Annotated in this window: 25 protein-coding genes and 3 tRNA genes; 9 read left to right on the top strand and 19 right to left on the bottom strand. The window is 56.2% G+C overall.

What is annotated here, in order from left to right; translation table 11 throughout:
* Positions 1–73: 73 nt before the first annotated feature.
* From GOX73_RS00915 to GOX73_RS20990, 3 genes are all read right to left on the bottom strand, one after another.
* Complete coding sequence (locus GOX73_RS00915; protein ID WP_171122454.1) at positions 74–862, bottom strand: hypothetical protein; 789 nt, start codon at positions 860–862, stop codon at positions 74–76.
* Between the two features lie 377 nt (positions 863–1,239).
* Positions 1,240–2,217 carry an autotransporter outer membrane beta-barrel domain-containing protein gene (locus GOX73_RS00920; protein WP_171122456.1) on the bottom strand — a complete coding sequence of 326 codons (978 nt, stop codon included), beginning with the start codon at positions 2,215–2,217 and terminating at the stop codon, positions 1,240–1,242.
* 341 nt (positions 2,218–2,558) lie between these two features.
* Positions 2,559–3,845, bottom strand: a complete 1,287-nt coding sequence (locus tag GOX73_RS20990) for a glycosyltransferase (protein ID WP_371808556.1) — start codon at positions 3,843–3,845, stop codon at positions 2,559–2,561.
* A 141-nt stretch (positions 3,846–3,986) separates the two neighbouring features.
* Here GOX73_RS20990 and GOX73_RS00930 point away from each other — a divergent pair, with 141 nt between their 5' ends.
* Complete coding sequence (locus tag GOX73_RS00930; RefSeq protein ID WP_171122460.1) at positions 3,987–4,784, top strand: sulfotransferase family 2 domain-containing protein; 798 nt, start codon at positions 3,987–3,989, stop codon at positions 4,782–4,784.
* Between the two features lie 151 nt (positions 4,785–4,935).
* Here the strand turns inward: GOX73_RS00930 and GOX73_RS00935 are convergent, their stop codons facing one another.
* The 3 genes from GOX73_RS00935 to GOX73_RS00945 all read right to left on the bottom strand — a co-directional run bounded on the left by GOX73_RS00935 (position 4,936) and on the right by GOX73_RS00945 (position 6,659).
* Positions 4,936–5,853 carry an integrase arm-type DNA-binding domain-containing protein gene (locus GOX73_RS00935; RefSeq protein ID WP_171122462.1) on the bottom strand — a complete coding sequence of 306 codons (918 nt, stop codon included), beginning with the start codon at positions 5,851–5,853 and terminating at the stop codon, positions 4,936–4,938.
* Entirely contained in the window at positions 5,850–6,368 is a 519-nt protein-coding gene (locus tag GOX73_RS00940; protein WP_171122463.1) for a hypothetical protein, read from the bottom strand. The genes GOX73_RS00935 and GOX73_RS00940 overlap by 4 nt, the downstream gene beginning before the upstream one ends.
* Positions 6,369–6,575: 207 nt before the next feature.
* Positions 6,576–6,659, bottom strand: a tRNA-Tyr gene (locus tag GOX73_RS00945).
* A gap of 116 nt (positions 6,660–6,775) precedes the next feature.
* Between GOX73_RS00945 and rlmB the strand changes: the two genes are divergently transcribed.
* From rlmB to GOX73_RS00965, 4 genes are all read left to right on the top strand, one after another.
* Complete coding sequence (gene rlmB / locus GOX73_RS00950; RefSeq protein WP_171122465.1) at positions 6,776–7,549, top strand: 23S rRNA (guanosine(2251)-2'-O)-methyltransferase RlmB; 774 nt, start codon at positions 6,776–6,778, stop codon at positions 7,547–7,549.
* Positions 7,530–7,844, top strand: a complete 315-nt coding sequence (locus GOX73_RS00955; RefSeq protein ID WP_171134756.1) for a hypothetical protein — start codon at positions 7,530–7,532, stop codon at positions 7,842–7,844. Before rlmB ends, GOX73_RS00955 begins: the two co-directional genes overlap by 20 nt.
* Before the next feature lie 108 nt (positions 7,845–7,952).
* The gene (locus GOX73_RS00960) at positions 7,953–8,402 is read left to right on the top strand and encodes a YHS domain-containing (seleno)protein (RefSeq protein WP_254428665.1); all 450 of its coding nucleotides are present in this window, start codon (positions 7,953–7,955) and stop codon (positions 8,400–8,402) included.
* A gap of 199 nt (positions 8,403–8,601) precedes the next feature.
* Positions 8,602–9,072, top strand: coding sequence for a CoA-binding protein (locus GOX73_RS00965; protein ID WP_171122469.1), 471 nt, complete (start codon positions 8,602–8,604; stop codon positions 9,070–9,072).
* 4 nt (positions 9,073–9,076) lie between these two features.
* On the opposite strand, the gene GOX73_RS00970 is transcribed toward GOX73_RS00965, so the two are convergent.
* Genes GOX73_RS00970 through hisF form a run of 3 tightly spaced genes read right to left on the bottom strand, consistent with a single transcriptional unit; the run spans position 9,077 to position 10,779 of the window.
* Positions 9,077–9,643: a hypothetical protein gene (locus GOX73_RS00970; protein WP_171122471.1), complete on the bottom strand. Its 567-nt coding sequence runs from the start codon at positions 9,641–9,643 to the stop codon at positions 9,077–9,079.
* Positions 9,644–9,703: 60 nt separating this feature from the next.
* Positions 9,704–10,021 (bottom strand): phosphoribosyl-ATP diphosphatase, encoded by a 318-nt coding sequence (locus GOX73_RS00975; protein ID WP_171120606.1) that lies wholly within the window; start codon positions 10,019–10,021, stop codon positions 9,704–9,706.
* On the bottom strand, positions 10,018–10,779 hold the full coding sequence (gene hisF / locus GOX73_RS00980; protein WP_170384425.1) for an imidazole glycerol phosphate synthase subunit HisF: 762 nt from the start codon (positions 10,777–10,779) through the stop codon (positions 10,018–10,020). Before hisF ends, GOX73_RS00975 begins: the two co-directional genes overlap by 4 nt.
* A gap of 118 nt (positions 10,780–10,897) precedes the next feature.
* Between hisF and GOX73_RS00985 the strand changes: the two genes are divergently transcribed.
* The gene (locus tag GOX73_RS00985) at positions 10,898–11,344 is read left to right on the top strand and encodes a DUF302 domain-containing protein (RefSeq protein WP_254429096.1); all 447 of its coding nucleotides are present in this window, start codon (positions 10,898–10,900) and stop codon (positions 11,342–11,344) included.
* A gap of 1 nt (position 11,345) precedes the next feature.
* Here GOX73_RS00985 and hisA read toward each other — a convergent pair whose 3' ends face one another.
* A complete protein-coding gene (gene hisA, locus GOX73_RS00990) occupies positions 11,346–12,065 on the bottom strand; it encodes a 1-(5-phosphoribosyl)-5-[(5-phosphoribosylamino)methylideneamino]imidazole-4-carboxamide isomerase (RefSeq protein WP_171122473.1) in 720 nt (239 codons plus the stop codon).
* Between the two features lie 134 nt (positions 12,066–12,199).
* Here hisA and GOX73_RS00995 point away from each other — a divergent pair, with 134 nt between their 5' ends.
* Positions 12,200–12,601, top strand: coding sequence for a DUF2147 domain-containing protein (locus tag GOX73_RS00995; protein ID WP_171120614.1), 402 nt, complete (start codon positions 12,200–12,202; stop codon positions 12,599–12,601).
* A gap of 4 nt (positions 12,602–12,605) precedes the next feature.
* Here the strand turns inward: GOX73_RS00995 and hisH are convergent, their stop codons facing one another.
* Together hisH and hisB are read right to left on the bottom strand one after the other, a co-directional pair.
* Positions 12,606–13,244, bottom strand: coding sequence for an imidazole glycerol phosphate synthase subunit HisH (hisH, locus tag GOX73_RS01000; protein WP_171120617.1), 639 nt, complete (start codon positions 13,242–13,244; stop codon positions 12,606–12,608).
* Positions 13,245–13,832, bottom strand: coding sequence for an imidazoleglycerol-phosphate dehydratase HisB (gene hisB / locus GOX73_RS01005; protein ID WP_171122475.1), 588 nt, complete (start codon positions 13,830–13,832; stop codon positions 13,245–13,247). It lies immediately after the preceding gene.
* Between the two features lie 155 nt (positions 13,833–13,987).
* Between hisB and GOX73_RS01010 the strand changes: the two genes are divergently transcribed.
* Entirely contained in the window at positions 13,988–14,227 is a 240-nt protein-coding gene (locus GOX73_RS01010) for an Lrp/AsnC family transcriptional regulator (RefSeq protein WP_050602861.1), read from the top strand.
* Between the two features lies 1 nt (position 14,228).
* Here GOX73_RS01010 and GOX73_RS01015 read toward each other — a convergent pair whose 3' ends face one another.
* The 7 genes from GOX73_RS01015 to GOX73_RS01045 form a co-directional block, all read right to left on the bottom strand.
* Entirely contained in the window at positions 14,229–14,831 is a 603-nt protein-coding gene (locus tag GOX73_RS01015; RefSeq protein WP_171122477.1) for a hypothetical protein, read from the bottom strand.
* 56 nt (positions 14,832–14,887) lie between these two features.
* On the bottom strand, positions 14,888–15,754 hold the full coding sequence (locus GOX73_RS01020; RefSeq protein WP_171120623.1) for a GNAT family N-acetyltransferase: 867 nt from the start codon (positions 15,752–15,754) through the stop codon (positions 14,888–14,890).
* An 84-nt stretch (positions 15,755–15,838) separates the two neighbouring features.
* A tRNA-Gly gene (locus GOX73_RS01025) sits at positions 15,839–15,913 on the bottom strand.
* A 37-nt stretch (positions 15,914–15,950) separates the two neighbouring features.
* Positions 15,951–16,025 (bottom strand) — tRNA-Gly (locus GOX73_RS01030).
* 332 nt (positions 16,026–16,357) lie between these two features.
* The gene (locus tag GOX73_RS01035) at positions 16,358–16,741 is read right to left on the bottom strand and encodes an MAPEG family protein (protein WP_171122479.1); all 384 of its coding nucleotides are present in this window, start codon (positions 16,739–16,741) and stop codon (positions 16,358–16,360) included.
* Between the two features lie 77 nt (positions 16,742–16,818).
* Positions 16,819–20,256 (bottom strand): pyruvate carboxylase, encoded by a 3,438-nt coding sequence (locus GOX73_RS01040; protein WP_171122481.1) that lies wholly within the window; start codon positions 20,254–20,256, stop codon positions 16,819–16,821.
* Between the two features lie 146 nt (positions 20,257–20,402).
* Complete coding sequence (locus tag GOX73_RS01045; protein ID WP_171122483.1) at positions 20,403–21,539, bottom strand: alpha-hydroxy acid oxidase; 1,137 nt, start codon at positions 21,537–21,539, stop codon at positions 20,403–20,405.
* A 246-nt stretch (positions 21,540–21,785) separates the two neighbouring features.
* Between GOX73_RS01045 and GOX73_RS01050 the strand changes: the two genes are divergently transcribed.
* Positions 21,786–24,179 carry an ATP-dependent helicase gene (locus GOX73_RS01050; RefSeq protein ID WP_171122485.1) on the top strand — a complete coding sequence of 798 codons (2,394 nt, stop codon included), beginning with the start codon at positions 21,786–21,788 and terminating at the stop codon, positions 24,177–24,179.
* Positions 24,180–24,645: the final 466 nt, after the last annotated feature.

Below are 24,645 nucleotides of genomic sequence, written 5' to 3' on the forward strand. Positions count from 1 at the left end.
AAAGGTCTTTTCCAGACGTCTTCCAGATAATACAAGTTCTCACACTAAGGTACCGGAGTAGTGTTGCTGTCTGCTACACAGGCTTCCAGCAAATCCGTGTAAGCCGGACGCCATAGGCGTCGGCTATTTTCACGGCACAGTTTCTCGCTACTTCTTCCTGAAACTTAAAGCTATCCGTCTCATCTGGCCTGAAGTCACACCGGTCGGACCACAAGATGGAACCCTCGTCAGCCCTTTTGAGCTGTACAATCAAACGCAGGCTTTTTTGGGCGTCCCTCACAGTACCATCCAGAACATAGTCGCAACGCGGTACCGTTTTCTCCGAATTCTCGCTGAAAGGCGTATCGCCATACCCCGTGAGAACGCGGATATGGGTAAATCGTGCCAGCTCAAGCCCCAGTTCCTCTGGGAACCCCTCGCGCAATAGTTTGGCAGGTGGCGTATCCGAGCCTGAAAAGACGCCGATTCCCAAAACAGGCCAATCAGGCTCGTTTTCCAGCGATTGACCTTTCTGTTCCCTTCCAGAATTTACGTCAAAATGAGGACGATACTGCCCCTTGGGGATCGATATACGAAACGGGTCAGCAGCCCCTGAAGTCAGATAACAGTAATCCAGAGATTTTCGCAGCTTGACGGCCTCGATCCGTACGATTGGATCGACATTGGGGTCAAATTCAGCACCTCGCCCAAAGACATCCATGGCCAAAGCGGTTCCCCTCAATTCCTCGCCACGACCTTCAAGTTCACGTTGTACAAGATGCTTCAGAAACGATTTCGTCCTCGCACTGCCTTCAAAATCCTTGGATGCCAAAATGCGTTCCAGTTGCTTTAGAATATCCGCTTTGTCGACATTTTCGGGCACGGCTATTCTCCTGCTTGGTCACGTCACAAAGTTTGCCAATGTAGAATACTGTAAAGCAACATGTAATTTCCTTTCGCCAAGCCTTTCCTATGCCCACCTGAGTACCATCAAAGAGACTATTTAAGACCGAAGGAGGCTTTGGATGACTCACAGATGGACGATAGCAGGAATTGTCACCCTGGCGGCATTGGTTACTGCTGTTTCAAGCGCGCATTCAACGGATTTGCGTCAAGACAATGCGCCCCGAACTCATTATGGAGGGCCGGTCCAAAACACTCGCTACAATCAAGCCGCGCCCACCAACGGCGGTGCTGTGATGAAAGCTGTTTTTCACGAGGTGGAGGTTTAGGATACAACTCGGTGTCCAGCGCAGGGTCTCAGAATTTTAGGGCGACACCGACTGAGTAGCCCTCAATATTGTCGCCCTTAGCAACACGCGCCATAACGCGAAATTCTTCGATCCAGGCCGAGTCATTTCTGGACAGGTCCAGTTCTATTCCTGCACCCAACTGTGCAAGCCACTCACTGTCCAGAACGATTCCCTGATCACCTGGAAGATAAGAGGCGGAAACTTCACCAACCCACCGAGTAGGCTGGGAAAACACCCGCACACCCGTCGGAACTCTGACCCGGGACCAAGCTACGGTCGAAATTGCTTTGGCCTGCCCAACAAGGTCGGTGTCCATAGGTTCAAGAATGATATGCGTATGTCTAAATCGCAGGTCGATTTCGTGGTTACTCGCCCAACGGCGATTATATTCCGCAACCAATGAACCGCCGTATCCCAGTGCCGTTATGCCGCCGTCGCTCAGGAAATCCAAATCATCATCCAGGATAATGTTGACCAAATGGGCCGCAATGGAACTATCACTTTGAACTCGGCCAATCGAAAAATTGACCATGGGACGAATTTTCCAGCCCTCGCTTATATCAAATTGCCAACCTACCCCGCCGGTGGCGGCTATACTTGTCCAATAGGACGGTATGTCTGTGTTTGTGCCGCCCTCGGACAACAAAAACACCGGGTCATAATTGGTAAACCCAACGTATCCTTCTAGAAAAACCGGAACGTCACTGGAAGCCCTGAAGCCGCCACCGATTTGACCACCTCGAAGGTCATAATCGTCGCCATTTTTTACATTCTTGTCTAACAGGAGAACACTTGCAGATTCATTTGGCGCGGCCGAGATACCCAAAATCGCAAGCGCGCCTTTGATATTCTCGCGCACGTCGAATCCGCTTCCGTCGTCAATCGATTGCGCCGCTGATGGATCTGCCACGGCTACTAAAACCGCGCCAATCGACGCCACCTGCCTAAAGCCGTTGGCCAATTTCCCCTTTAGCGTAATTCGCATAGACGCCCCCATAGCAGTACCAGAGAACCTTTGAACCCAAAACACACCTGCTATTCGGCCTTCTGATCGACGCGGGAGCATTTGAGCCAGAATCCAAACCAAGAGGCAACCTCAGAAGCGACACCAGGTTTATCTGTGGCGATTTTGCATCCTGTTTAGGGGGCTTACCAAGTCGCAGAAGGTTCCTTCGTTCAAGCGTACCCCGAAACAACAAAGATCATTTCTCCATTGGCCTTGGTGACATCATTTAGAACCACCGCTCTCAAAAAAGCGCATTCTACAATTTATGGATGTCGAACTTCGCGGCTATTGGGGATTGATAGCCAGCACCGTCAGGAAGACTAGAGACAGTACTTTTCCTCGATCAGGTTAACAGCACAGGCCACCCCGTCTTCTTTGGATAGAGCATTGCCCAACGCGGACGCGTTTTCGACAAAGGATGTCGAATGACAAAGCTCGACAACTCGATCTGTCAAAGCGGCGGCCGTCAGGTCCTTCAATCGCAAGGGCCGAGGACCACATTTCAACTCGGCAACGCGCCCCGCCCAAAATGGTTGATCAACACCCGCGGGGCATATCAGTGTCGGACGGCCGGCAATCAGGCCGGCAGCCGTTGTTCCTGCGCCACCGTGATGTACGACACCGGACACGCGCGGGAATAGCCAGTCGTGCGGAACATTGTCGATTGCCATGACGCTATCCGGCAATTTTTCATCGCCTAGACCAGCCCACCCTGACGACAGAACCGCCCGACACTTGGCTGATTCAATTGCCTCAACTATTCGATGCGTTGCATGTTCTGGGCTATCTACAGGCATCGAACCAAATCCCACGTAGATAGGGGCCAAACCGCCGTCCAAAAAAGAACTGAGCCTCTGATCAGCGCGCCAGCCCGTATCTTCCGGCAGTGTCCAGTACCCGGTCATTATTGTGTTTTCGTCCCAATCCGAAGGGGGCGGTACTACGAGTTTGGAAACACCTATCAGTCGCAAATCTGCCCCGTAAAAAGGGTCTGCCCCATTTCTGGGTCGGTACGTCCTCGAAAGGCCCAGAGTTTGCTGTCGCCATTGGGACAATTGCCGGCCATAGAATATCCTAACCCAGTGAAGCGGCAACCACGTCAGCTTGTTAACCAACTTCCCATAATCGTGGGACATGGTGATTATTGGAAACTCAGATGTTGGCATCATCGGGATCGGGGACGCCAGGACAACCGGAGCGCCTGTGACCTCAGCAATATCAGCAGCACCTATGACCTTTGGATGGTGAACCAATATGTCGGCATTCTGCCCGACCTCCCACAGGGTCCCGAGCGACTTTTCGAGCATCGGTATTGCAGTGCTTTTCCAAACTTTTCCAATGCCAAACGGATTGCCCGCCAATATTTTCCGGATTTCACTGGATTTGAGAAGATCCTGTATATTGGTCCCCATCGCGGCGTACGACAAACCGAAACTGCCGATCCAACCCGCAAAATCATCGGGTGCCGCGAGTACCACGTCGTGCCCACGCCGCGCAAATCCCAGGGCCAATGCTATATATGGCTGAACGTCTCCACGAGAGCCCTGTGCGAATATGGCAATGCGTTTTTTTGTAGCCAAATCCGTCCTTTCCGATCTCGCGCCCAAATATCAAATACGTCTTTTCCGCAATACTAGCAGTCTACAAAAAAGAGCACTGTTGTAGTTCGCGCTATGTCACTCGAAATTGTCATGTGAAAGTAAGCCGGATATCTTCAAGTACGAATTCGTTTCTGTCCCAGAGGCTTGGTGCAAAATCACATGTTGTCCAAAGTACGTTATTTTAATGCACCGAAGATCTACAGGTACAGATTTCTGTCCGCTCTTTTTCCCGCCTACAAGAACAAAGCGCATCTGGGAAAACTAGACACAGAAATCCAGGAGTTGGCACGTCGATCGGTCTTTTCCAACAATGGGGCGTACGTCTATGTCAAAAACCCCAAGTGTGGCACAAGTGCAGTGGCCGCAAAGATATATGAATGGCAGTACGGAAGAAAATACATCGGCGACATACATCAATGCCCTGAGTTAGTACGAGGGAAAGACTGCCCGCACGAGCTATTGAGTGGCCTACTAGACGACAAGGTTTTCAAATTTAGCTTTGTGCGAGATCCGAAAAATCGGGTCGAAAGTGCATTCAAGAACTTTTTTCTCGATTTCAAAAACCCAGAGCACAGCCGCCATTTGCCCTACATCAAAGGCTTTGGGTTCAATTCCGACCGCACAAGCAGCCAAAAGTTCGATATTTTCCTAGACTATATCGAATACGGTATTTCAGAAAATCCACGGCGTTTCGATCCACATTTTCGCCCTCAATTCTTTAATCTCCGCCCCGACATCATAAAATATAGCCGTATTGGAAAAGTGGAGGCTTTGAACAAAGAACTGATCAATCTATCAGAGCAGTTCAGCGAACATGAGGTTGAAAACGGGACGGTCACCGCAAAACGCATAAACCAATCTACCTCTGAGTTCTCGTCTACTCCTGAACAAGCCGATCGGATTAGACGCTTGTTCGATATCGACTATTCATGGTTCAACTACTGATCGCTTCAGAGCTCGCGGTTCAACTATCGCTCACCAACGGCATCGGGCTAGTGGGTTTTGACAGCAAGATGTTCATAGCGAGCCATGTCTGGAATTGGCTGTGCAAGTATTTATAAATTCAGTGGTTAGCTTGGGACAATAAGTCCTTCGATTATATTTTTGCGCGAATTTTCGCATCCCTTAAGACTACCCCACCCGGGGGGTGTCCAAGGGGTTCGCCGAGTTCGTCGAGGTTGTCATAGTAACGGCGCATCTCGTCTATTGTCGGCTTGTAAGCATCGACCTTGCGTGAGGGCAGGGGCGGCACCCCTGACATCGGGTTGGCGATGTCCTCGGGCAACCACGGCTCAGCAATCTTGATTTTGCGCGTCTTGCCTTTGGCCACATTGAACATCGTCGACAGGCAAGCCAGCAGTTTCTCGGCTTCCCGAGGTGCCCGGTCGTGAAGCGAGTGCACAATCTGGGTGATGTCCTTAGCCTCGACCCCTGACACCGCTTGTTTGCCGAGCTTTGGCACAATGTGTTTGTCCAGCAGCCGTTCGTCGACAGTCCACGACCGCTTAACCTTTTTGGCGTAGTCCTCGATGTATCTGCGCATCAGGCGCTCGACCGTCATCACCTGGTCGGTCGGCTCATTGCCAAGCAGCTTATCCGCGTGCATCGGCCTCGGCTTGCCATCGACCACCTCGGTAAACTTTGCGTTCGCATCCCTACGCAGGTCGCGCAGTTGTCGCCACATCTCTCTGGCCTGAGTGATGCTGACACCCGGGTAGCTGCCCATCGGCACCTCAATCTGGTGGCGTGTCATTGGCTCGGTGGTGCGGAAAACCCACCGGCGACCATCCAGCTTCCCATGTCGCATAAGCAGGCCGGGCCGTTTGGGGTCAGTGAGTTTTTGGCCGGGTCGTAGCTGGTCGTATGACAGGTTGTTAAGGTCGGTCCCGTTGCCCTGTTCTCCGACCTCGATGGCGGCTGCAATGGCGGTCCTGAGCGGCCCCCTGACCATATCGTGAGCCTGATAGAGCAGGTCGATGGCATCACGCTGGCCTTTTGTCTTGCGTTTGTTCATCTGCTCGCCTCCAACGCAGCGCGGCGCTCGCGTGCCTTGTCAAAGTCGATGCGGATTGCGGCGAGGTGCAGCATGTCGGTGATAGGGTTGTCGTCCTGAGATTGGATGACCGGAAACAGCTCCCACAAGTCGCCGTTCCACCGTTTCGGCTGCGCGTATGGCTCCAGCGTCTTTTTGAGTTGCACGATGTTCTTTAGAGAGCCGAAAAAGACGGGTTTGCCCTCCGTGTCGATGCAATAGGTGCGAAGTCGGCTGGCTGGCAGGTCAACATCGACGACCTGGTTGAGAGCGTTGTCGTAATTCAGCACACGCGACTGATGTTGGGCAAAACCGTCTAGGTCATCCTTGGACAGTGGCTCGACCGCCTTCCCAAGTAAAAAATCCCGGTGAGCATCCAATGTGCGGTCAACAGCGGGCTTGCCCGTTATGAGGTAGCCGACCAGCCGATCGATAATCGGGTTGATGTTTTGGAGTAGATGATTGGTGCCGTCAAAAGCTATAGTGTCAGCGTTCATTCCGTCTTTCCTTTCAGCTGGACGGGTGGACGACTCAGGGTGTTACAGCACCCTGGGTCACTAAAATGAACATAATACTTTTCCAGACTGAGGAAGTCGTCGACGCGCATTCAAGGGCATTGGTGTGGAAATGATGGGAACACGGTGTAACCACCGCAAACACCGAAAGGCATGCAAATGAGCTATATTTTATTGGTGGATTGGAAGTGGTGGGCGACCCTGGAATCGAACCAGGCGTGCGTCTCCGCGAGGGAGTTACAGTCCCCTGCCACACCTTGCGGCCTGTCGCCCACTGTCAGGCGTTGCACCTGACGTGGAGGCGTGATTACTAGCGCCTTAAAGGAGCGTCAACAGGAAAATATCGCTTTGGCGCAGGAAACCGATTTCCCGGCCCGGAGGCCCAAGAAATGAAGAAACCCAAGTGGGTCGTTGAAAAGGAACAGGCGCGCAAAGCTGCGGCGTCGGAAACCGTCTGGCTGTTTGGTTTGCACGCTGTGCGCGACGCCCTAATGAACCCGGATCGGCAGAAGCTGCGCTTGATTGTGACCCGAAATGCGCGGGACAAGCTGACCGAAGCCATTGAGTTTGCAGGGATTGAGCCCGAGATGGTCGATCCACGCAAATTCACCGCCCCGATTGATCCGGGGTCTGTGCATCAGGGCGCGGCATTGGAAGTGAAGCCCTTGGACTGGGGTGGGCTGGCCGAGAACTGTATCGGGCGAGAACATCCGCGCGTGATCCTACTGGACCGCGTGACAGACCCGCACAACGTCGGGGCGATTCTACGCTCGGCCGAAGTGCTGGGGGCCAGCGCAGTTATCGGAACGCGCCATCATTCGGCACCGGAAACGGGGGCATTGGCAAAAACTGCAAGTGGGGCGCTGGAAAGGCAGCCGTACCTTCGTGTTCGCAATCTGGCCGACGCAATAGGCGAGTTGCAGGGTATGGGCTTTTTGGTGCTGGGGCTGGACGGCGAAGCGGACCTTACGATCGAGGCCACTTTGGACGGCAAACTGGATCACCCGGTGGCGTTGGTGCTTGGCGCCGAAGGGCCGGGTTTGCGCCAGAAGACCAAGGAAACCGTCGATCATCTGGTGAAAATCGACGCAGCGGGTGGGTTCGGGTCCTTGAACGTCTCAAATGCGGCTGCGATTGCCCTATATGCCTCAAGGCACAGATAAACAGGAGAGCACCATTTCCACGCCCTCAAAAATCGCCACCTGCTGCTACTGTGGAACCCGCGCGGCGCTGGTTCTAAAGGGAAAGCAGCGTCATGAGCTAAGTTGTTCAAGCTGCGGCGCGCCTCTGCACGACCTGAAAATGGTGCCCAAGCGCAAACTTTCGGACAGCAAGCCGGTTCGCAATGCCGCGAAAACCCAGCACCCGTACAAGAACAAGAAGAAAAAGAGGAAAAAGGGTTTGTTTTCGCGCGTTCTGGATGAAGCCTGGGACGTTGTTGAAGATATCTTTGATTGAGGGGACGTATTCGCATCTCAGGCGATCACAACCTCGTTAATGGGGGTTTCGGATGTGTCAAAAAATTGCAAATTGATACACTGAACCTCAAACCATGACTTGGTGATTATGAACCGACGTTTCCTACTTGGCGCGATGGCCGCCACCCTGTTTGCTCCGGCGGCGTTTGCCCAGGACATGCCCGTCTTTTATCAGACGGACGGGGCAGTTATGGCCGGATATGATGCGGTTTCGTATTTCACCGAAGACACCCCGCGCCTTGGGCTTCCTGAATTTTCGGTAAAGTGGAAGGGTGCCGAATGGCACTTTGCCTCGGCCGAGAATCGCGATGCTTTCGAGATGAACCCAAGGGCCTATGCGCCCCAGTTCGGCGGATACTGCGCGTATGCCATGGCGATGGGAGAGTTGGTGAGTACAGACCCGAAGCTTTGGACAGTGATTGACGGACGGCTGTACCTGACGCACTCACCCGGGATCGAGCAAGTATGGAACACCGACACTGCAGAATACATCCGCATGGCCGAAGCACATTGGCCCACCGCGCTTTACGAGCAATAGGCGGGTTTCCGCTTTTTGTGATCTGTCATCACAAAATTGCGTACCCCCTCTTTTTTTCTCTCAACTTATGCCTAAATGTCACAGTGACCGCGGAACGGAACTGCCGCGGGTCATTTCACTGTCCCTCGTTCCAACAACTTGCGCTCAGGTTTTTACCTGGGCGCTTTTTTATTCTGTATCGTCCGAATAGGGTGGGCGCATGACCGAATACTCTGATGCGTTTCTGAAAGACATCCTCCAGCGAACCAAGTCGATTGCCGTTGTCGGTGTTTCGATGAATCCGGTGCGGCCAAGTTACTATGTGGCGCGTTACCTGTCGCTTAAGGGGTACACCGTTATTCCCGTGAATCCGGGCCATGCAGGTAAGGAGCTGTTTGGTCAAACAGTGCGGGCTTCGCTGTCTGATATTCCAGAGCAGGTGGATATGGTGGATATTTTCCGGCGCTCAGAAGCAGTTCCGCCAATCGTTGATGAGGCGCTTGGGGCATTTCCTGGTCTACGCACAATTTGGATGCAGATTGGCGTGGAAAATGACAAAGCCGCCGCCGTAGCCGAAGCGCGCGGCGTTGATGTTGTGATGAATCGTTGCCCGAAAATCGAATATCAACGCCTTTTCGGAGAACTGCGCATGGGTGGCTTCGCGACCGGGGTCATATCGTCCAAGCTTTGAATGTTCAGGTGCCGGGCAGGGGCTTCAGTCGCGCGACCTGCTCTAGCCGCCGTTTTTCCAAAACAATTTCGCGTGGCACCCACTCGTATTTCGTATCTTCCGGCAACGGAGACCAGAATAAGGTGCCACCGTACCGCCAGGGGTCCAGTACGACACCATCATACATAGTTTCCCCTTTGCGGCTGATGATGGCGGTACTGTGGTCGATGCGGAACGGGTTATCTGCATTGGCGATGGCGCGATGCATCTCCAGCGTTTGGAAGCCTTCCTGATCCAGCCGCCGTTCGATGTCTTCGGCCCAATGCCAGCACAACCCCCGGGGGCGCAAACCCTTGTTGACCTTGGCGTTGTGAATCAGTGGGGGATCGGTGATTTCGTATTCCTGTGCTAACTGCGCGGTATAGGAATAAGCGATGCGCGCCGCGCGCTCTGCTTCTTCGGGGTCGATATCCGGGCCAAGGCTGCGAATTTCGGCCGCAAGCCGCTGAACCTCGTCTCCGGTTGACGGCGGTGCGACTGAACAGGCACCCAGTATTCCAAGCGCAAATACAAACGCCAAAGCTTTGATCATATCCGCGCCTTCAATCCGTGAACCTTGCCGAACCACATTACGAGATTGCGAGGGCAGGCGTCACCCCTTTGGTCGCGCTGCCTTTTCTTCCAGGCCGCTGACGCCCTGACGCCGCGCCAGCTCATCCAACACATCGTCCAAAGCGACGTCACGCGCGGCCAGCATTACGAGAAGATGATACAACACATCCGCAGCCTCAGACGTCAGTTTTGCCTGATCGCCTTTGACAGCCTCGATAATCGCCTCGACGGCCTCTTCCCCGAACTTCTCGGCGCATTTTTCCGGGCCTTTGGCCAGCAGCTTGGCGGTCCAACTGCTGTCTGGATCAGTCTTTTTGCGGGCCTCAATGGTTGCGGCCAGATCTTGCAGGATGCTCATGTCAGCCTCATCGGAATGCCTGCGGCGGCCATATGCTCTTTGGCCTCGCGGATTGTGTACTCGCCGAAATGAAAGATCGAGGCGGCAAGAACAGCGCTTGCGCCGCCTTCGGTCACGCCTTCTACCAGATGGTCGAGATTGCCAACACCACCAGAAGCGATAACCGGAACGTCTACGGCGTCGGAAATGGCGCGGGTCAGAGGCAGGTTGAACCCAGCTTTCGTGCCGTCGCGATCCATCGAAGTTAGCAGGATTTCCCCGGCACCCTTGGCGACCACGGTTTTCGCGAATTCAACTGCGTCGATACCTGTGGGCTTGCGCCCGCCATGGGTGAATATCTCCCATTTTCCGGGGCTGACGGTTTTGGCGTCGATCGCGCAGACGATGCACTGGCTGCCAAACTGATCCGCCGATTCCGCGATCACATCCGGGTTCGCCACAGCCGCCGAATTGAAGCTGACCTTGTCAGCACCGGCCAGCAGCAGGGCGCGCACGTCTTCTTTGGTGCGCACACCGCCGCCCACGGTCAGAGGCACAAAGCACTGTTCGGCAGTCCGTTGGACCACATCGAACATGGTGCCTCGGTTTTCATGGGTGGCGTGGATATCGAGAAAACAGATCTCATCGGCTCCGGCCGCGTCATAAGCTTTTGCCGACTCTACCGGATCGCCCGCATCACGCAGGCCAACAAAATTGACGCCCTTGACCACACGGCCATCGGCGACATCCAGACAGGGAATGATGCGGGTTTTTAGCATGTGGTATCCTCTATAGCGGGCACCTCTAACGGCAAAGCCCCGCCGATGCCAGACTTGTGATTGCCGCACGGCGCAAAGCTGTGAAAACTGGGGTAAAATTCAATAAAGGAATTCCGATATGCACAAACTGATACTGGCAACGTTTCTGATTTTCGGAGGTACTCTGTCCGCTATGGCTGACGATATTATCAAAATCCCTACAGACAAATCTGTCGCTGAAGCACTGGATGCGCTCGAGGCAGCCGTTGGCAATGCGGGCGCAACCGTATTCGCCCGGGTCGACCATGCAGCCGGTGCCGAAAAAGTTGGTACCCCGATCCCCGCCAATCAGGTTCTGATCTTTGGCAACCCTGCGTTGGGCACACCCGCGATGCAGATCGACCCGAGGGCCGGCCTGTTCCTTCCGTTGAAGGTTCAGGCTTATCAAGACGCTGAGGGTCAGGTTTGGCTGGCCTATGAAGACCCCAAAGAGACAATGGACGAGTTGGACGAGGTCGAGAATTCGCCGGTGATCGACAAAATGCGCGGCGCATTGGCCAAGTTGACTGCTGCGGCCACGCAGTAACCTAGTTCAGGGCGCGGATGGCTTCGGCCAGATCAATCGCGCCGTCGTAAAGTGCGCGCCCTGAAATCGCGCCGTCCAGCTCCACGCCGCAATCACGCAGAGCGATCAGATCGTCCAAAGAGCTGACGCCGCCTGACGCGATCACTGGAATTGACACGGCCCGGGCAAGGTCGGCAGTTGCCTCGATATTGGGGCCCTGCATGGCTCCGTCGCGGTTGATGTCAGTATAGATGATGGCCGCAACGCCCGCGTCCTCGAAGCTGCGGGCAAGATCGGTTACTTGCACGTCCGTTTCTTCGGCCCAGCCTTTGGTGGCAACCATGCCGTTGCGGGCATCGATGCCCACGGCGACCTTGCCGGGGAATTCACGCGCCGCCTCGCGCACCAGGTCAGGGTTCTCAACTGCCACAGTGCCCAGAATAACCCGCGCCAGTCCTTTGCTGATCCATGTTTCGATGGTGGCCATGTCGCGGATGCCGCCGCCCAGTTGTGCGGGTACGTTGCAGGCCGCCAGAATCGCCTCGACCGGTGCAGCATTTACAGGCTCGCCCGCGAAGGCACCGTTCAGATCAACCAGATGCAGCCAGTCACAACCGGCATCAACGAAGGCTTTGGCCTGCGCCGCAGGGTCTTCGTTGAATACGGTTGCCTTGTCCATTTCACCGCGCAGCAGGCGCACGGCCTGGCCGTCTTTGAGGTCGATAGCGGGGTAGAGGATCATTTTAGGCGGCCCTATATCAGAGTTGTACGCGCGGGATATCGCACAAGCTGGATAGGGGATGCAACGCGACGTGGGGTTAATCTTGCCGGTTCGGTTGCTGCGCGACACAGTACCGCCATCTAAGGGAGAACATCATGAAACACTCAATCATTGCAGCGGCAGCCCTGTGCGTTTTTTCCACGGTTGCATCGGCTGACCCAGTTGACGGTCTGTGGAAGACCGAACCCGGCGACGAAGGCGGCTATCTGCACGTGACGATTGCACCGTGCGGCAGTGCGATCTGCGGTACCATCGACACCGCGTTTGATGGCAACGGCAATCAGCAACTTTCCTATGAGAACCTGGGCAAAAAGATCATCTGGGACATGGAGCCCGAGGGCAACGGCGCTTATGACAACGGCAAGATCTGGGCGCCGGACCGGGACAAGACCTATAACTCGAAGATGACGCTGGACAGCCAGAATGCGCTGACCGTCAAGGGTTGTGTCGCGGGTGGTCTGGTCTGCCGTGGTCAGACCTGGACCCGCGTTCAATAAGGGCTCAGGGGGCCCAGGTAAGGAAATTCCCGATCATACGCAGGCCCACATCCTGGCTTTTTTCGGGATGAAATTGCATACCAATCATCGTGTCGCGGCCGATCACGGCCGTGACTTCCTGACCATAATCCACATAGGCCAGCCGTTGCGCCGGATCGGTGACGCGAAAATGGTAGGAGTGGACGAAATAGGTATGGTCGCCCGACTTCACCCCGTCAAAGACCGGGTGATCACATTCGAGAACCAGATTATTCCAGCCCATATGCGGCACCTTTAGCGCGCTGTCAGAAGGGGCGATGCGCACCACGTCCCCGGCAACCCAGTTCAGACCGTCAGTCTCGGTGTATTCATGGCCTTTTGACGCCATCAGCTGCATCCCGACGCAGATACCCAGAAACGGTCGCCCCTTTTGCTCAACCGCCTCGACCATGGCGTCATAAATACCTTTGTGGCCCCGCAACTCGGCAGCGCAGGCGGGAAACGCGCCGTCGCCCGGCAGAACCAGACGATCCGCGCGCGCAACGACGTCTGCGTCCGAGGTCACAACCACCTCGCCCGCATTCAACTCGCTCGCCATGCGTTGAAACGCCTTCTCTGCCGAGTGCAGATTGCCGCTCTCATAGTCGATAATGGCTGTCAGCATTTACAGCGCGCCCTTGGTGGACGGAATCGCATCGGCCTTGCGCGGGTCGGTTTCTACCGCCAGACGCAACGCGCGCGCGACCGCCTTGAACGCTGCCTCGGCAATGTGGTGGCTGTTGAACCCGTGCAATTGGTCGATATGCAGTGTGATGCCGCCATGGGTGGCCAGCGCCTGAAAGAACTCACGCACTAATTCGGTGTCGAACGTGCCGATCTTGGGCGTGGGCAGGTTGACATTCCAGATCAGGAACGGACGGCCAGACAGGTCCAGCGCGCAGCGTACCTGCGCATCATCCATAGGCAGGTGGCATTCGCCATACCGGCGGATGCCCTTCTTGTCACCCAACGCTTGCGTCAGCGCCTGACCCAGCGCAATCCCCGTATCCTCGACGGTGTGGTGGTCGTCGATGTGGTAATCACCCTTGGCGCGGATCGTCATGTCGATCAGCGAATGGCGCGCAACCTGGTCCAGCATGTGATCGAAGAACCCGACGCCTGTCTGGTTGTCATACTGGCCGGTGCCGTCCAGATTGACCTCGACCGAGATTTCGGTCTCGGCGGTCTGACGGCTGATCTTTGCGCTGCGCATGGGCGAATTCCTTTTGCTACAGCCGCGCTTATAGACGCGGAGGGGCAGCACTTTCCAGACCGCATCTGTCTTTCCCGCCAAACTGTTGCAGGGGATTGCACCCCGGCGCGGCCCGTGCCAGCCTGCAAGCAACCTGAACAACCAAGGCTCGGCCCATGTCCACCTGCGTCTTCATCCAAATCCGCTGCAAACCCGGCACAACATACAAGGTGGCCGAGGAAATCGCCCTGCGCGAAATCCATTCCGAGCTGTATTCGACCAGCGGCGAATACGATCTGCTGCTAAAGCTCTATATCCCCGAGACCGAAGATGTCGGGCATTTCATCAACGAACATCTGCTGGTGATACCGAATATAGAAAGGTCGCTGACCACGATGACATTCAAGGCGTTCTAGATCAGGCGACAGTCTCGGCGGGCGGGTCCATCGGTATGGTCCCGCTTAGTAAAACGCCTCTGCGCGATTGACGGTCTGTTGCGCCCGCACGCAGGAAGCGCTGACATCCAAAAAGCACCATGAGCGGAACCGCCAGCGTTATCAGGTAGTTCTGTCCCATGGCTGCGGACCAGACAATCCCGGCGACGCACAGCGCCAACATTGCCGTGGAATGGATGCGCATTTGCTTGGCGCTTTTTGCGTCATAGGTCAGAAAGCCTTTGGCTGTGAACAGGGTCAACACAACGCCCGTTACGAAAACACTGCCTAGCACAAGTGAGTCGATATTGCCGATCAACAGATCAGCCGAGTTCCGACTGCCGGACAGCACCAGAATTTCGATCAAAGGTGTTATGACCACCATGAAGATATTGATCCCCAACAAGATGGGATGTGCGCGCAGAACCCGTTTGACATACGCCAGGCACACAAGGGTCGCGAGCACGGTTCCGACCCACCCGGCCAGGCGCAAATCGTCAGTGGCACGGGACAGGATCAAAAAGCTGATCCCCGGCAGGTTCTCGAACATGTCCTGCAACAGCCGTTTTTGGTGTTCTCCCAGCATGCATAAAGTCCCTGCGCATAAGGTTGGACGTCGAAGCGGGGTTTCGAAACCTGGCGTTAGCCAAGTTCGAACGTGGTCACTCCGAAGATTCGGTTGAGGTCAATTTCCGGTTCGTGATCGGAATACATCCGGGCGGTTTCGAAGACTTTGGTCAACCCTAACTGTCTGGCCATTGCAAACGCGGCATCGTTGGGTTGTGGCATGTCGACAAAGACGTCGTGATCGTGATGATCTTGGGGTACAGCGGCCAGTAAGCTGGCCAAAAGTGCCTGCGCGATGCCAACCTCATCCGCAAAAAGTGGACCAACCTTGTAACCCGATCGGCAGGGGCGCAGGGTGGCATAGCCCTTTATCTGACCGTTCTCGGAATAAACGCGTGAAATATGATCCGATGCGCCCAGCCAGCTTTGCAGGAACGCGTCGCGCGGGGCAGGGAACAATTTACGATCATAGGCGCGCAGCGCGTTTGTGGCAGATTCCAGTGGTGCAACGCCGTTACCCAGCACCTGACCAAGTTCCGGTAGGACTTCACCGATGGTCCCGCCGAACCGATAATTGTTATAGGCAAAGGAAAAGCCTGACTTTCGGTAGTTGTCCTGCTGCTCGACCACGCCATCCAGCCCCATATTGCGCCCCTCGCAATGCGCTAGAGCATGCTGCGCGATCTCTAGCCCGTGACCGTGGTGACGAAACTCGGGGCGCACGATGTAAAAACCCAGGAAGGCAAACGCGTCATCGTAGTTCACCGCTGAAACCGAGGCGATCATATCCCCATCAAGGAACCCGCCCAAGAACCCTTCCGGGTCGGTGGAGCGGAAACATTCTGCATCGCGCAAGCCCGGATTCCATCCTTCGCTGCCTGCCCAATCGACGGCATACTGCAACTCTACGGCCGAAAGGGGCCGGATAGAATAATCTGACATCGTTAAAATCCTGCAATCGTTAATGCCAATACAATGGCGCAACATTCGGCAGGAAACCAGAAAAGTTTAGGAAACAATCGTATCTGGAGCGGGCGAGGCGATTCGAACGCCCGACCCTAACCTTGGCAAGGTTATGCTCTACCCCTGAGCTACGCCCGCATCAGATACATATGTATCGGTCCTAAAGACCTCTCAATGGAGCGGGCGAGGCGATTCGAACGCCCGACCCTAACCTTGGCAAGGTTATGCTCTACCCCTGAGCTACGCCCGCGCCGTTGAGTGAGGAGGGATGTATAAATTCCCAAGCGGGGCTGCAAGCGGAAAAACGCATCTCTTGGAAAATTTCTTTTTTGGCGACGGAACTCTTCTGTGAATGCGTTGAAGGTTCAGAGAGTTGCAAAAAACGACGGAGGTGACAGGTGAAACCCAAAGAAAGATACAAAATCACGGCATTGGCCATTTTAATGACAATTGCCGCGATCTTATCGCATATTCCAGCAGAGCAGAGCGTCGAGCCAACTCAGGTCTGGACGTCGGCCCATACGATAGTGTCCAAACCTCTGACAGGTTGAACGCCTTTCGGCGTTTCAGCCCGAGAACAACTCAAAGCGCTAGAACAAGGTTGGCGACAGCAGCAATCAGCAAAACAGCGAATGTCAGAATCATGCCCATCTGACGCAGAATGACGATCTGCGGTGTTTTGCCGAACCCATAGGCGTGGAACACCCTGCCCGTCAGTAGGCCAAGGCCCAGAATGTTCACCAATACGGCCCCGGCACCCTGAAGCTCGACCATCGCGATCAGCAACAAGGCAAACGGCGCGTATTCCGCAAAGTTGGAATGCGTGCGCATGGACTTGAGCATACTGTCGTCACCAGAGTCGCCGTAGGAAATCTTCTGTGTCCGGCGCGTATTGATGACCCATCCGCTGAGAAAGACATAAACGATTGCCAGCAAAGCGGCGTAGATCGGTGTAATGGACAACATGGCTTCCTTCCTTAACTTACGAAAAAGGCCGCCCGGTTGTCCGAGCGGCCCGTCACTTGATCAAGAAACTAGAGCGTTCACTCCAGTTCGACCAGCAGGTCCTTTGCGTCAATCTGGCCACCGGGCTGGACATGAGTGGCCTTGACCACCGCGTCACGTTCGGCATGGATGCCGGTTTCCATCTTCATGGCTTCGATGGTTAGCAACAGATCACCTTCTTTAACCTCTTGACCGGCGGATACGGCTACGGTCGCAACAACCCCCGGCATTGGCGCGCCGATATGGTTGGGATTGCCCGCCTCGGCCTTGGGTCGGGCCTGTGTGGATGACGTCACCAGTCGGTTGGGAACCCGGATCACGCGGGGTTGGCCGTTGAGTTCAAAGAACACTTTGACCTCACCATTCTCGTCAGTCTCACCGATCGCCTGACAGCGGATTTCCAAGGTCTTGCCGGGGTCGATTTCGGCCGTGATCTCTTCGCCGGGGTCCATGCCATAGAAGAAGGTGCGCGTGGGAAGGGTCCGGACCGGACCATAGACCCGGTGGCGGCCCATATAGTCGAGGAACACCTTGGGATACATCAGGTACCCGTTCAGATCCTCATCATCGACCTCTTTGCCTTCCAACTGTTTGGACAACTCGGCGCGGGTGGCCTCAAGATCGACGGCGGGCACGTCCTTGCCGGGGCGTTCGGTGTTGGGTGCCTCATCCTTCAGCACCTTTTTGATGATCGTTTCGGGGAACCCGCCCGGAGGTTGGCCCAGATTGCCGCGCATCATATCGACGACCGAGTCGGGGAATGCCACATCCGTGTCCGCGCTTTCCACGTCATCGCGAGTCAGGCCCTGGCTGACCATCATCAGCGCCATGTCACCCACCACCTTGGACGAGGGCGTCACTTTCACGATATCACCGAACATCTGGTTCACGTCCGCGTACATCTGCGCGACCTCGTGCCAGCGTTCCTCCAGCCCCAAAGACCGTGCTTGCGCCTTGAGGTTGGTAAACTGACCGCCGGGCATTTCGTGCAAATACACTTCAGACGCCGGGGCCTGAAGGCCGGATTCGAAGGCCGCGTACTGACCGCGCACGGCCTCGAAATAATCGCTGATCTCACGGATCGCCTTGATGTCCAGCCCGGTGTCGCGATCGGTGTGGCGCAGGGCCTCGACCACGGTGCCCAACGTCGCCTGAGAGGTGTTGCCGCTGAAACTGTCCATGGCGCAATCCACCGCGTCCACGCCCGCCTCGGACGCCGCCAGAATGGTGGCGCTGGCGATGCCTGCGGTGTCGTGGGTGTGGAAATGGATCGGCAGCCCAACCTCTTCTTTCAGCGCGCGGATCAGAATCTTGGCCGAGGCTGGCTTCATCAGCCCCGCCATATCCTTCAGTCCCAGCACATGCGCGCCCGCGTCGCGCAGCTCTTTCGCCATGCCGACATAATATTTCAGGTCATACTTGGCACGATCGGGGTCCAGAATATCGCCGGTATAGCAAACGGTGCCTTCACAGATTTTGCCGTTCTCGACGACTGCATCCATAGCTACTCGCATATTCTCGACCCAGTTGAGCGAGTCGAACACACGGAACACGTCGATGTTCTGCGATGCTTGCCGGACGAACTCCTGCACCACATTGTCGGGATAGTTGGTATACCCAACCCCGTTCGCGCCACGCAGCAGCATCTGGGTCATCAGGTTCGGCATCGCCTCGCGCAGGTCGCGCAGTCGTTGCCACGGGCATTCCTGAAGGAACCGATAAGCCACGTCGAACGTCGCACCGCCCCAGCATTCGACGCTGAACAGTTGCGGCAGGTTCGCCGCATAAGTCGGAGCGACCTTGATCATGTCGATCGACCGCATCCGGGTGGCCAACAGTGACTGATGCCCGTCGCGCATGGTCGTGTCGGTGATCAGCAACTGCCGCTGGGCCTTCATCCAGTCGGCCACAGCGTGCGGACCTTTTTGTTCAAGCAGGTTGCGCGTGCCCATCTGCGGCTCGGCCTTCAGTGCGGGGGGCTTAGCCTCTTTCAGATCGGCGCGGGGTTCGGGGCGGTCCTTGGTTTCGGGATGCCCGTTCACGGTGATGTCCGCGATATAGGTCAGAACCTTGGTGCCCCGGTCGCGGCGGCGCTGAAAGCTGAACAAGTCGGGCGTCGTGTCGATGAATTTAGTGGTGTATTCGTTCGACAGGAAGGTCGGGTGTTTCAGCAGGTTGATAACAAAGTCGATATTGGTGCTGACGCCGCGAATACGGAATTCGCGCAGGGCGCGGTCCATCCGTGCTATTGCGGCTTGCGGCGTGGGGGCCTTGGCCGTCACCTTGGTCAGCAACGAGTCGTAATACCGCGTGATCACCCCACCTGCGTAGGCCGTGCCTCCATCCAGACGGATGCCCATCCCGGTGGCCGAGCGATAAGCAGTGATGCGGCCATAATCGGGGATGAAGTTGTTCTGCGGGTCCTCGGTGGTGACGCGGGTCTGCAGCGCGTGGCCGTTCAGATGCACATCCGACTGGCTGGCCGCTCCGGTGGCCTCGGCCAGAGTCTTCCCCTCGGCGATCAGAATCTGCGCCTGCACGATGTCGATACCGGTGACTTCCTCGGTGACGGTGTGTTCGACCTGTACGCGGGGGTTCACTTCGATGAAGTAGAACTTGCCGGTTTCCATATCCATCAGGAATTCGACCGTGCCCGCGCATTCGTAGTTCACATGGGCGCAGATCTTGCGGCCCAACTCACAGATCTCTGCACGCTGTTCGTCGGAAAGATACGGGGCAGGGGCGCGTTCCACAACCTTCTGGTTGCGGCGCTGCACCGAGCAGTCGCGTTCATAGAGGTGGTAAATCTCACCATGCTTGTCGCCCAGAATCTGCACTTCGACATGGCGGGCGCGGGTGATCATCTTTTCCAGATAGCCTTCGCCATTGCCAAAGGCGGCTTCGGCCTCGCGGCGGCCTTCCAGAACTTTTTCTTCCAGCTCATCCTCGGATTCGATGGGGCGCATCCCGCGTCCACCGCCGCCCCAAGATGCTTTCAGCATCAAGGGATAGCCGATCTCGGCGGCCTCAGCACGGATCGCATCCATGTCGTCACCTAGAACCTCGGTCGCCGGGATGACCGGCACGCCTGCCTCAATCGCAACGCGCCTGGCACTGGCCTTGTCACCAAGGGCGCGCATTGTTTCGGCCTTGGGGCCGATGAAGGTGATGCCGTTTTGCACACAGGCATCCACGAAATCGGGATTTTCCGACAACAGGCCGTAACCGGGATGGATCGCATCAGCACCGCATTCCTTGGCGACGCGAATGATCTCATCAATGCTGAGATATGCTGCAACCGGGCCCATCCCTTCACCGATGCGATATGCCTCATCCGCCTTGAAGCGATGCAGGCCCAGCTTGTCTTCTTCGGCGAAGACAGCGACGGTGCGTTTGCCCATCTCGTTGGCCGCGCGCATCACGCGAATGGCAATCTCGCCGCGATTGGCGATCAGGATCTTGTTAAAGTCGGTCATGTCAGGTCCCGGTCCTACTTCTTTGGCCGTGTTGATAGGCGGACAATACGCGCACGTAAATCAGTCGTTCTGGGTAGAACCGGCATGTTAACGCTCGCAAACGCCTTCTGTTAGCGCTATCTTACTACACGCGCTGCGCTGCGGCATCAATCCAGTGTTAGGCTAGGTGGGATTTGCCCCAGATTTTCGGCGCCCAGTTGGCCCATATTCGCCTGTAGATCCTGCCGCAAAATGTCGATCACATGCGCGGGTCCATTCTGACCTAATGCGGCCAAACCGTACATGAAGCCACGGCCCAGCATGACAAAATCAGCCCCAAGTGCCAGCGCACGCAGTATGTCCAGCCCGCTTTCAACCCCGCTGTCGAAGATAAGGGGAAGGTCGGTCGCCGCCCGGATCGCTGGCAGGGCCTCAATACTGGATGGTGCTCCATCAAACTGCCGCCCGCCGTGATTCGAAATCCAGATCGCGTCAACGCCGGCCTTCTTAAGGGGCTCTGCGTCCTCGGCCCGCATCACGCCTTTGACGATTAGGTTGCCATCCCATGCATCCCGCAGCCAGTGCACATACTCCATATCCGGCGATGTTCTGAGCAGATACCCGACATGCGCCGTCGGGGGCAGGTTGCTGGAGTTGTCGGTGTATTTGTCCAGTGTCCGCATCCTTGGCGGGCCACTACGTGCCATTGCCATGGCCCATGCCGGACGCTGCGCAATCTGCATCAGCAAGCGCGGGGTCAGTTTAGGTGGGTTGGTCAGGCCAGACCGCGTCTGGCGTTCGCGTCGTGACGCAACGGGAACATCAGCAGTCATTACCAGTGTCGAAAATCCCGCCTGTTTTACTCGATCCAGCAAGTCCCGGCGAATGTCGGGGTCTTTTGGCGGGTAAAGCTGAAACCACGCATTCTGTCCCAGATGAGGGGCCACATCCTCGGGGCTTTGCGTGGCGACGTTTGACAGGGTAAAGGGCAGGCCAGCCGTCGCTGCCGCCCGGGCTAACAACCCCTCGGCGTCGGGCCAGATCAACCCCGCCATGCCGATCGGTGCGACTCCAAACGGCAATGGATAGGTTTGACCCAAAAATTGACGTTGTGTGTCAAACTCCAACGGGCCATGCAGGATCGACGGCAGAAACCCCATGCGATCCAGTGAGACCCTGTTGCGTTGCAAAGTTGCCTCGGATCCGGTTCCGCTATCCAGATACTCCCACACGAAATGCGGAATCCTGCGTTTGGCGCGGCGTTTTAGGTCGGCAATTCCGGGATAGCTGCTGTGTAGGTCCATACGGATTGATCAGACCTAAGGCGCGATTCGGCAAGGACATTAGCCTTTTGGCGCGTTTGGTTTCACTTTCTGGCACCCGTAAATCCGACGGTAAACATCGGACACAAGCGTTGAAAGAAGGCCAATGTTCTGTCGGACCACCATACCAATCCGAGTAGAATTGGTGTGAAATCAATGCGGAATGTCTTGTGAACAAGGCGTGAACAAACTCTTTCCCTCGCGGCGTAACCAGCGTAGTTTGACGATATGAGCAGTTTCGACGAAATGGACGCCTTCGAAGGCGCATCGCTGTCCGCGCGGGCCATGGCCGCGCGGCCTATGCCTTATCTGGACGAATTGAATCCAGCGCAGCGTGAAGCTGTCGAGCGGTTGGATGGTCCTGTGCTGATGTTGGCTGGTGCCGGGACAGGTAAAACCAAGGCGCTGACGGCGCGGATAGCCCATCTGCTCAGTACTGGACGCGCGCGACCCAACGAAATTTTGTCGGTCACTTTCACCAATAAGGCCGCGCGCGAGATGAAAGAACGTGTGGGCCGCCTGCTAGGACAACCCGCCGAGGGGATGCCGTGGCTGGGGACGTTTCACTCGATCTGCGTCAAGCTGCTGCGCCGTCACGCGGAACTGGTCGATCTGAAATCGAATTTCACCATTCTGGATACGGATGATCAGCTCCGGCTGCTCAAGCAACTAATCCAAGCGGCCAATATTGATGACAAACGCTGGCCCGCGCGAATGCTGGCGGGGATTATCGACGATTGGAAAAACCGTGCTCTGACACCCGATAAGGTGCCCGCTGCAGATGCGGGGGCGTATAACAACAAAGGTATTGCGCTGTATGCCCAATACCAAACCCGCCTACGCGAGCTGAACGCGGTCGATTTCGGTGACCTCCTGTTGCACATGGTCACGATTTTTCAGACCCACGCGGATGTTCTTGAGCAATATCAACGCTGGTTCCGGTACATTCTGGTGGACGAGTATCAGGATACCAACGTCGCCCAATACCTGTGGCTGCGGCTGTTGGCCGGGGCGCATAAGAATATCTGTTGCGTGGGCGATGATGACCAGTCGATCTATGGCTGGCGCGGGGCCGAGGTGGGCAACATCCTTCGGTTCGAAAAGGATTTCCCAGGCGCGTTCGTGGTGCGGCTGGAACAGAATTACCGCTCGACCCCGCATATTCTGGCCGCAGCTTCGAACGTCATTCGCGGCAATGAAAACCGTCTTGGCAAAGAGCTGTGGACGGATGCCGAAGACGGCCACAAGGTCAATCTGATCGGCCACTGGGATGGCGAGGAAGAGGCCCGTTGGATCGGTGAGGAAATCGACGCCTTGCAGGGCGGAACGCGCGGAATTCGTCCTATGAATCTGGATGAGATCGCCATCCTTGTCCGTGCCTCGCACCAGATGCGCGCCTTCGAGGATCGGTTTCTGACCATTGGCCTGCCCTATAAGGTGATCGGTGGCCCTCGGTTCTATGAGCGGATGGAGATTCGCGATGCCATGGCCTATTTCCGGCTGGTGGTCAGCCCCGGCGACGATCTGGCGTTTGAGCGAATTGTGAATACGCCGAAACGAGGTTTGGGCGACAAGGCGCAGCAGACGATCCAAATGACCGCGCGTGAACACGGTGTTTCGCTGGTCGATGGCGCGCGGATTGCGGTCGACAATGGGCTAATTAAGGGCAAAGGCGGCAAGGCGCTGCGCGAGCTGATCGAGGGGCTGGCGCGCTGGAATGCGATGACGCGCGGCCCGAGGATTGAGGTCGAGGATGATACGGTCATCGACGACGGCGCACCCCTTCGTTTTGGTGAGCCTGAAGTATCGCATATCGAACTGGCGCAGATCATTCTGGATGAATCCGGCTATACGGCCCATTGGCAGAATGAAAAGACGCCCGAGGCACCGGGGCGGTTGGAAAACCTCAAGGAACTGGTCAATCAGTTGGACAATTTCGAGAATCTGCAGGGGTTCTTGGAACATGTCAGTCTGGTTATGGATAACGAGCAGGACAGCGACGGCGCCAAGGTCTCGATCATGACTCTGCACGCGGCCAAGGGGTTGGAGTTTCCAGCCGTGTTCCTGCCGGGCTGGGAGGATGGCTTGTTCCCGTCACAGCGGTCAATGGACGAATCCGGTATCAAGGGGCTCGAGGAAGAGCGGCGCTTGGCCTATGTGGGAATTACCCGCGCCGAAGAAGTTTGCACGATTTCCTTTGCTGCAAATCGGCGGGTGTTCGGGCAATGGCAGAACTCCATGCCTTCGCGATTCATTGATGAATTGCCGGAAGATCACGTGGAAGTTCTGACGCCTCCGGGTCTTTACGGTGGGGGGCAGGTTACGGCCAGCATCGAAAGCCGAGCAGCCGAAGCGAATGTCTATAATTCCCCGGGCTGGAAAAGGATGCAGGCGCGTCAGGGGCAATATGGGACGTCTCAGCCCCGCGAAAGCCGGAACACTGTGATTGATGCGACAGCGGTGGCCAGTTTCACCTTGGGTGAACGGGTGTTTCACCAGAAGTTCGGCTATGGCGCGGTGATTGGCATTGAGGGTGACAAGGTCGAAGTCGATTTCGACAAGGCCGGGGTGAAGAAGGTCGTCTCGCGGTTCTTATCTGCCAAGGATGACGTGCCGTTCTGAGTTTTTGCGAGGCTCTGCCTCGCGCTCCGAAGTATTTTGAACAGAAGAAGCTGGGGGCGTTTGCGTCCCCTTTTTTGTTGTTGGGCAAAGAAAAACGGCGGTTTCCAGGGAGGAGGAGAGGAAACCGCCGTTCTTTGCAACATCGAGACAGGGAGGAGGAGAGTCTCGATGTATCCGAACCCGGGTTTGATCCCGGTATGTGTAAGTCGCGACGACACCAGGGAGGAGGAGAGGTGTCGTCGCGCTCTTTCAACATCAGGGCAGGGAGGAGGAGAGCCCCGATGTATCCGTCTCCGGGTCTGATCCCGGTATCTGTAAGACGCGGCGACGTCAGGGAGGAGGAGAGACGTCGCCGCGCGCTTTCAACACCGGGAAAGGGAGGAGGAGTGCCCGGTGTGTCGGTTTCCGGCAGGTTGGGCCGGTATTTGGTGCAGCGGCATCAGGGAGGAGGAGAGATGCCGCTGCT

Source organism: Ruegeria sp. HKCCD7221, from assembly GCF_013031225.1.
In the GTDB taxonomy this organism is placed as follows: Bacteria; Pseudomonadota; Alphaproteobacteria; order Rhodobacterales; family Rhodobacteraceae; genus Ruegeria.

What these genes read in the sequence shown, in the direction of transcription:
- GOX73_RS00920 (WP_171122456.1), bottom strand. Translation starts at nt 2,217, where the DNA reads ATGCGAATTACGCTAAAGGGGAAATTGGCCAACGGCTTTAGGCAGGTG.
- GOX73_RS00935 (WP_171122462.1), bottom strand. Translation starts at nt 5,853, where the DNA reads ATGAACAAACGCAAGACAAAAGGCCAGCGTGATGCCATCGACCTGCTC.
- GOX73_RS00940 (WP_171122463.1), bottom strand. Translation starts at nt 6,368, where the DNA reads ATGAACGCTGACACTATAGCTTTTGACGGCACCAATCATCTACTCCAA.
- rlmB (WP_171122465.1), top strand. Translation starts at nt 6,776, where the DNA reads ATGAAGAAACCCAAGTGGGTCGTTGAAAAGGAACAGGCGCGCAAAGCT.
- GOX73_RS00955 (WP_171134756.1), top strand. Translation starts at nt 7,530, where the DNA reads ATGCCTCAAGGCACAGATAAACAGGAGAGCACCATTTCCACGCCCTCA.
- GOX73_RS00960 (WP_254428665.1), top strand. Translation starts at nt 7,953, where the DNA reads ATGAACCGACGTTTCCTACTTGGCGCGATGGCCGCCACCCTGTTTGCT.
- GOX73_RS00965 (WP_171122469.1), top strand. Translation starts at nt 8,602, where the DNA reads ATGACCGAATACTCTGATGCGTTTCTGAAAGACATCCTCCAGCGAACC.
- GOX73_RS00970 (WP_171122471.1), bottom strand. Translation starts at nt 9,643, where the DNA reads ATGATCAAAGCTTTGGCGTTTGTATTTGCGCTTGGAATACTGGGTGCC.
- GOX73_RS00975 (WP_171120606.1), bottom strand. Translation starts at nt 10,021, where the DNA reads ATGAGCATCCTGCAAGATCTGGCCGCAACCATTGAGGCCCGCAAAAAG.
- hisF (WP_170384425.1), bottom strand. Translation starts at nt 10,779, where the DNA reads ATGCTAAAAACCCGCATCATTCCCTGTCTGGATGTCGCCGATGGCCGT.
- GOX73_RS00985 (WP_254429096.1), top strand. Translation starts at nt 10,898, where the DNA reads ATGCACAAACTGATACTGGCAACGTTTCTGATTTTCGGAGGTACTCTG.
- hisA (WP_171122473.1), bottom strand. Translation starts at nt 12,065, where the DNA reads ATGATCCTCTACCCCGCTATCGACCTCAAAGACGGCCAGGCCGTGCGC.
- GOX73_RS00995 (WP_171120614.1), top strand. Translation starts at nt 12,200, where the DNA reads ATGAAACACTCAATCATTGCAGCGGCAGCCCTGTGCGTTTTTTCCACG.
- hisH (WP_171120617.1), bottom strand. Translation starts at nt 13,244, where the DNA reads ATGCTGACAGCCATTATCGACTATGAGAGCGGCAATCTGCACTCGGCA.
- hisB (WP_171122475.1), bottom strand. Translation starts at nt 13,832, where the DNA reads ATGCGCAGCGCAAAGATCAGCCGTCAGACCGCCGAGACCGAAATCTCG.
- GOX73_RS01010 (WP_050602861.1), top strand. Translation starts at nt 13,988, where the DNA reads ATGTCCACCTGCGTCTTCATCCAAATCCGCTGCAAACCCGGCACAACA.
- GOX73_RS01015 (WP_171122477.1), bottom strand. Translation starts at nt 14,831, where the DNA reads ATGCTGGGAGAACACCAAAAACGGCTGTTGCAGGACATGTTCGAGAAC.
- GOX73_RS01020 (WP_171120623.1), bottom strand. Translation starts at nt 15,754, where the DNA reads ATGTCAGATTATTCTATCCGGCCCCTTTCGGCCGTAGAGTTGCAGTAT.
- GOX73_RS01035 (WP_171122479.1), bottom strand. Translation starts at nt 16,741, where the DNA reads ATGTTGTCCATTACACCGATCTACGCCGCTTTGCTGGCAATCGTTTAT.
- GOX73_RS01040 (WP_171122481.1), bottom strand. Translation starts at nt 20,256, where the DNA reads ATGACCGACTTTAACAAGATCCTGATCGCCAATCGCGGCGAGATTGCC.
- GOX73_RS01045 (WP_171122483.1), bottom strand. Translation starts at nt 21,539, where the DNA reads ATGGACCTACACAGCAGCTATCCCGGAATTGCCGACCTAAAACGCCGC.
- GOX73_RS01050 (WP_171122485.1), top strand. Translation starts at nt 21,786, where the DNA reads ATGAGCAGTTTCGACGAAATGGACGCCTTCGAAGGCGCATCGCTGTCC.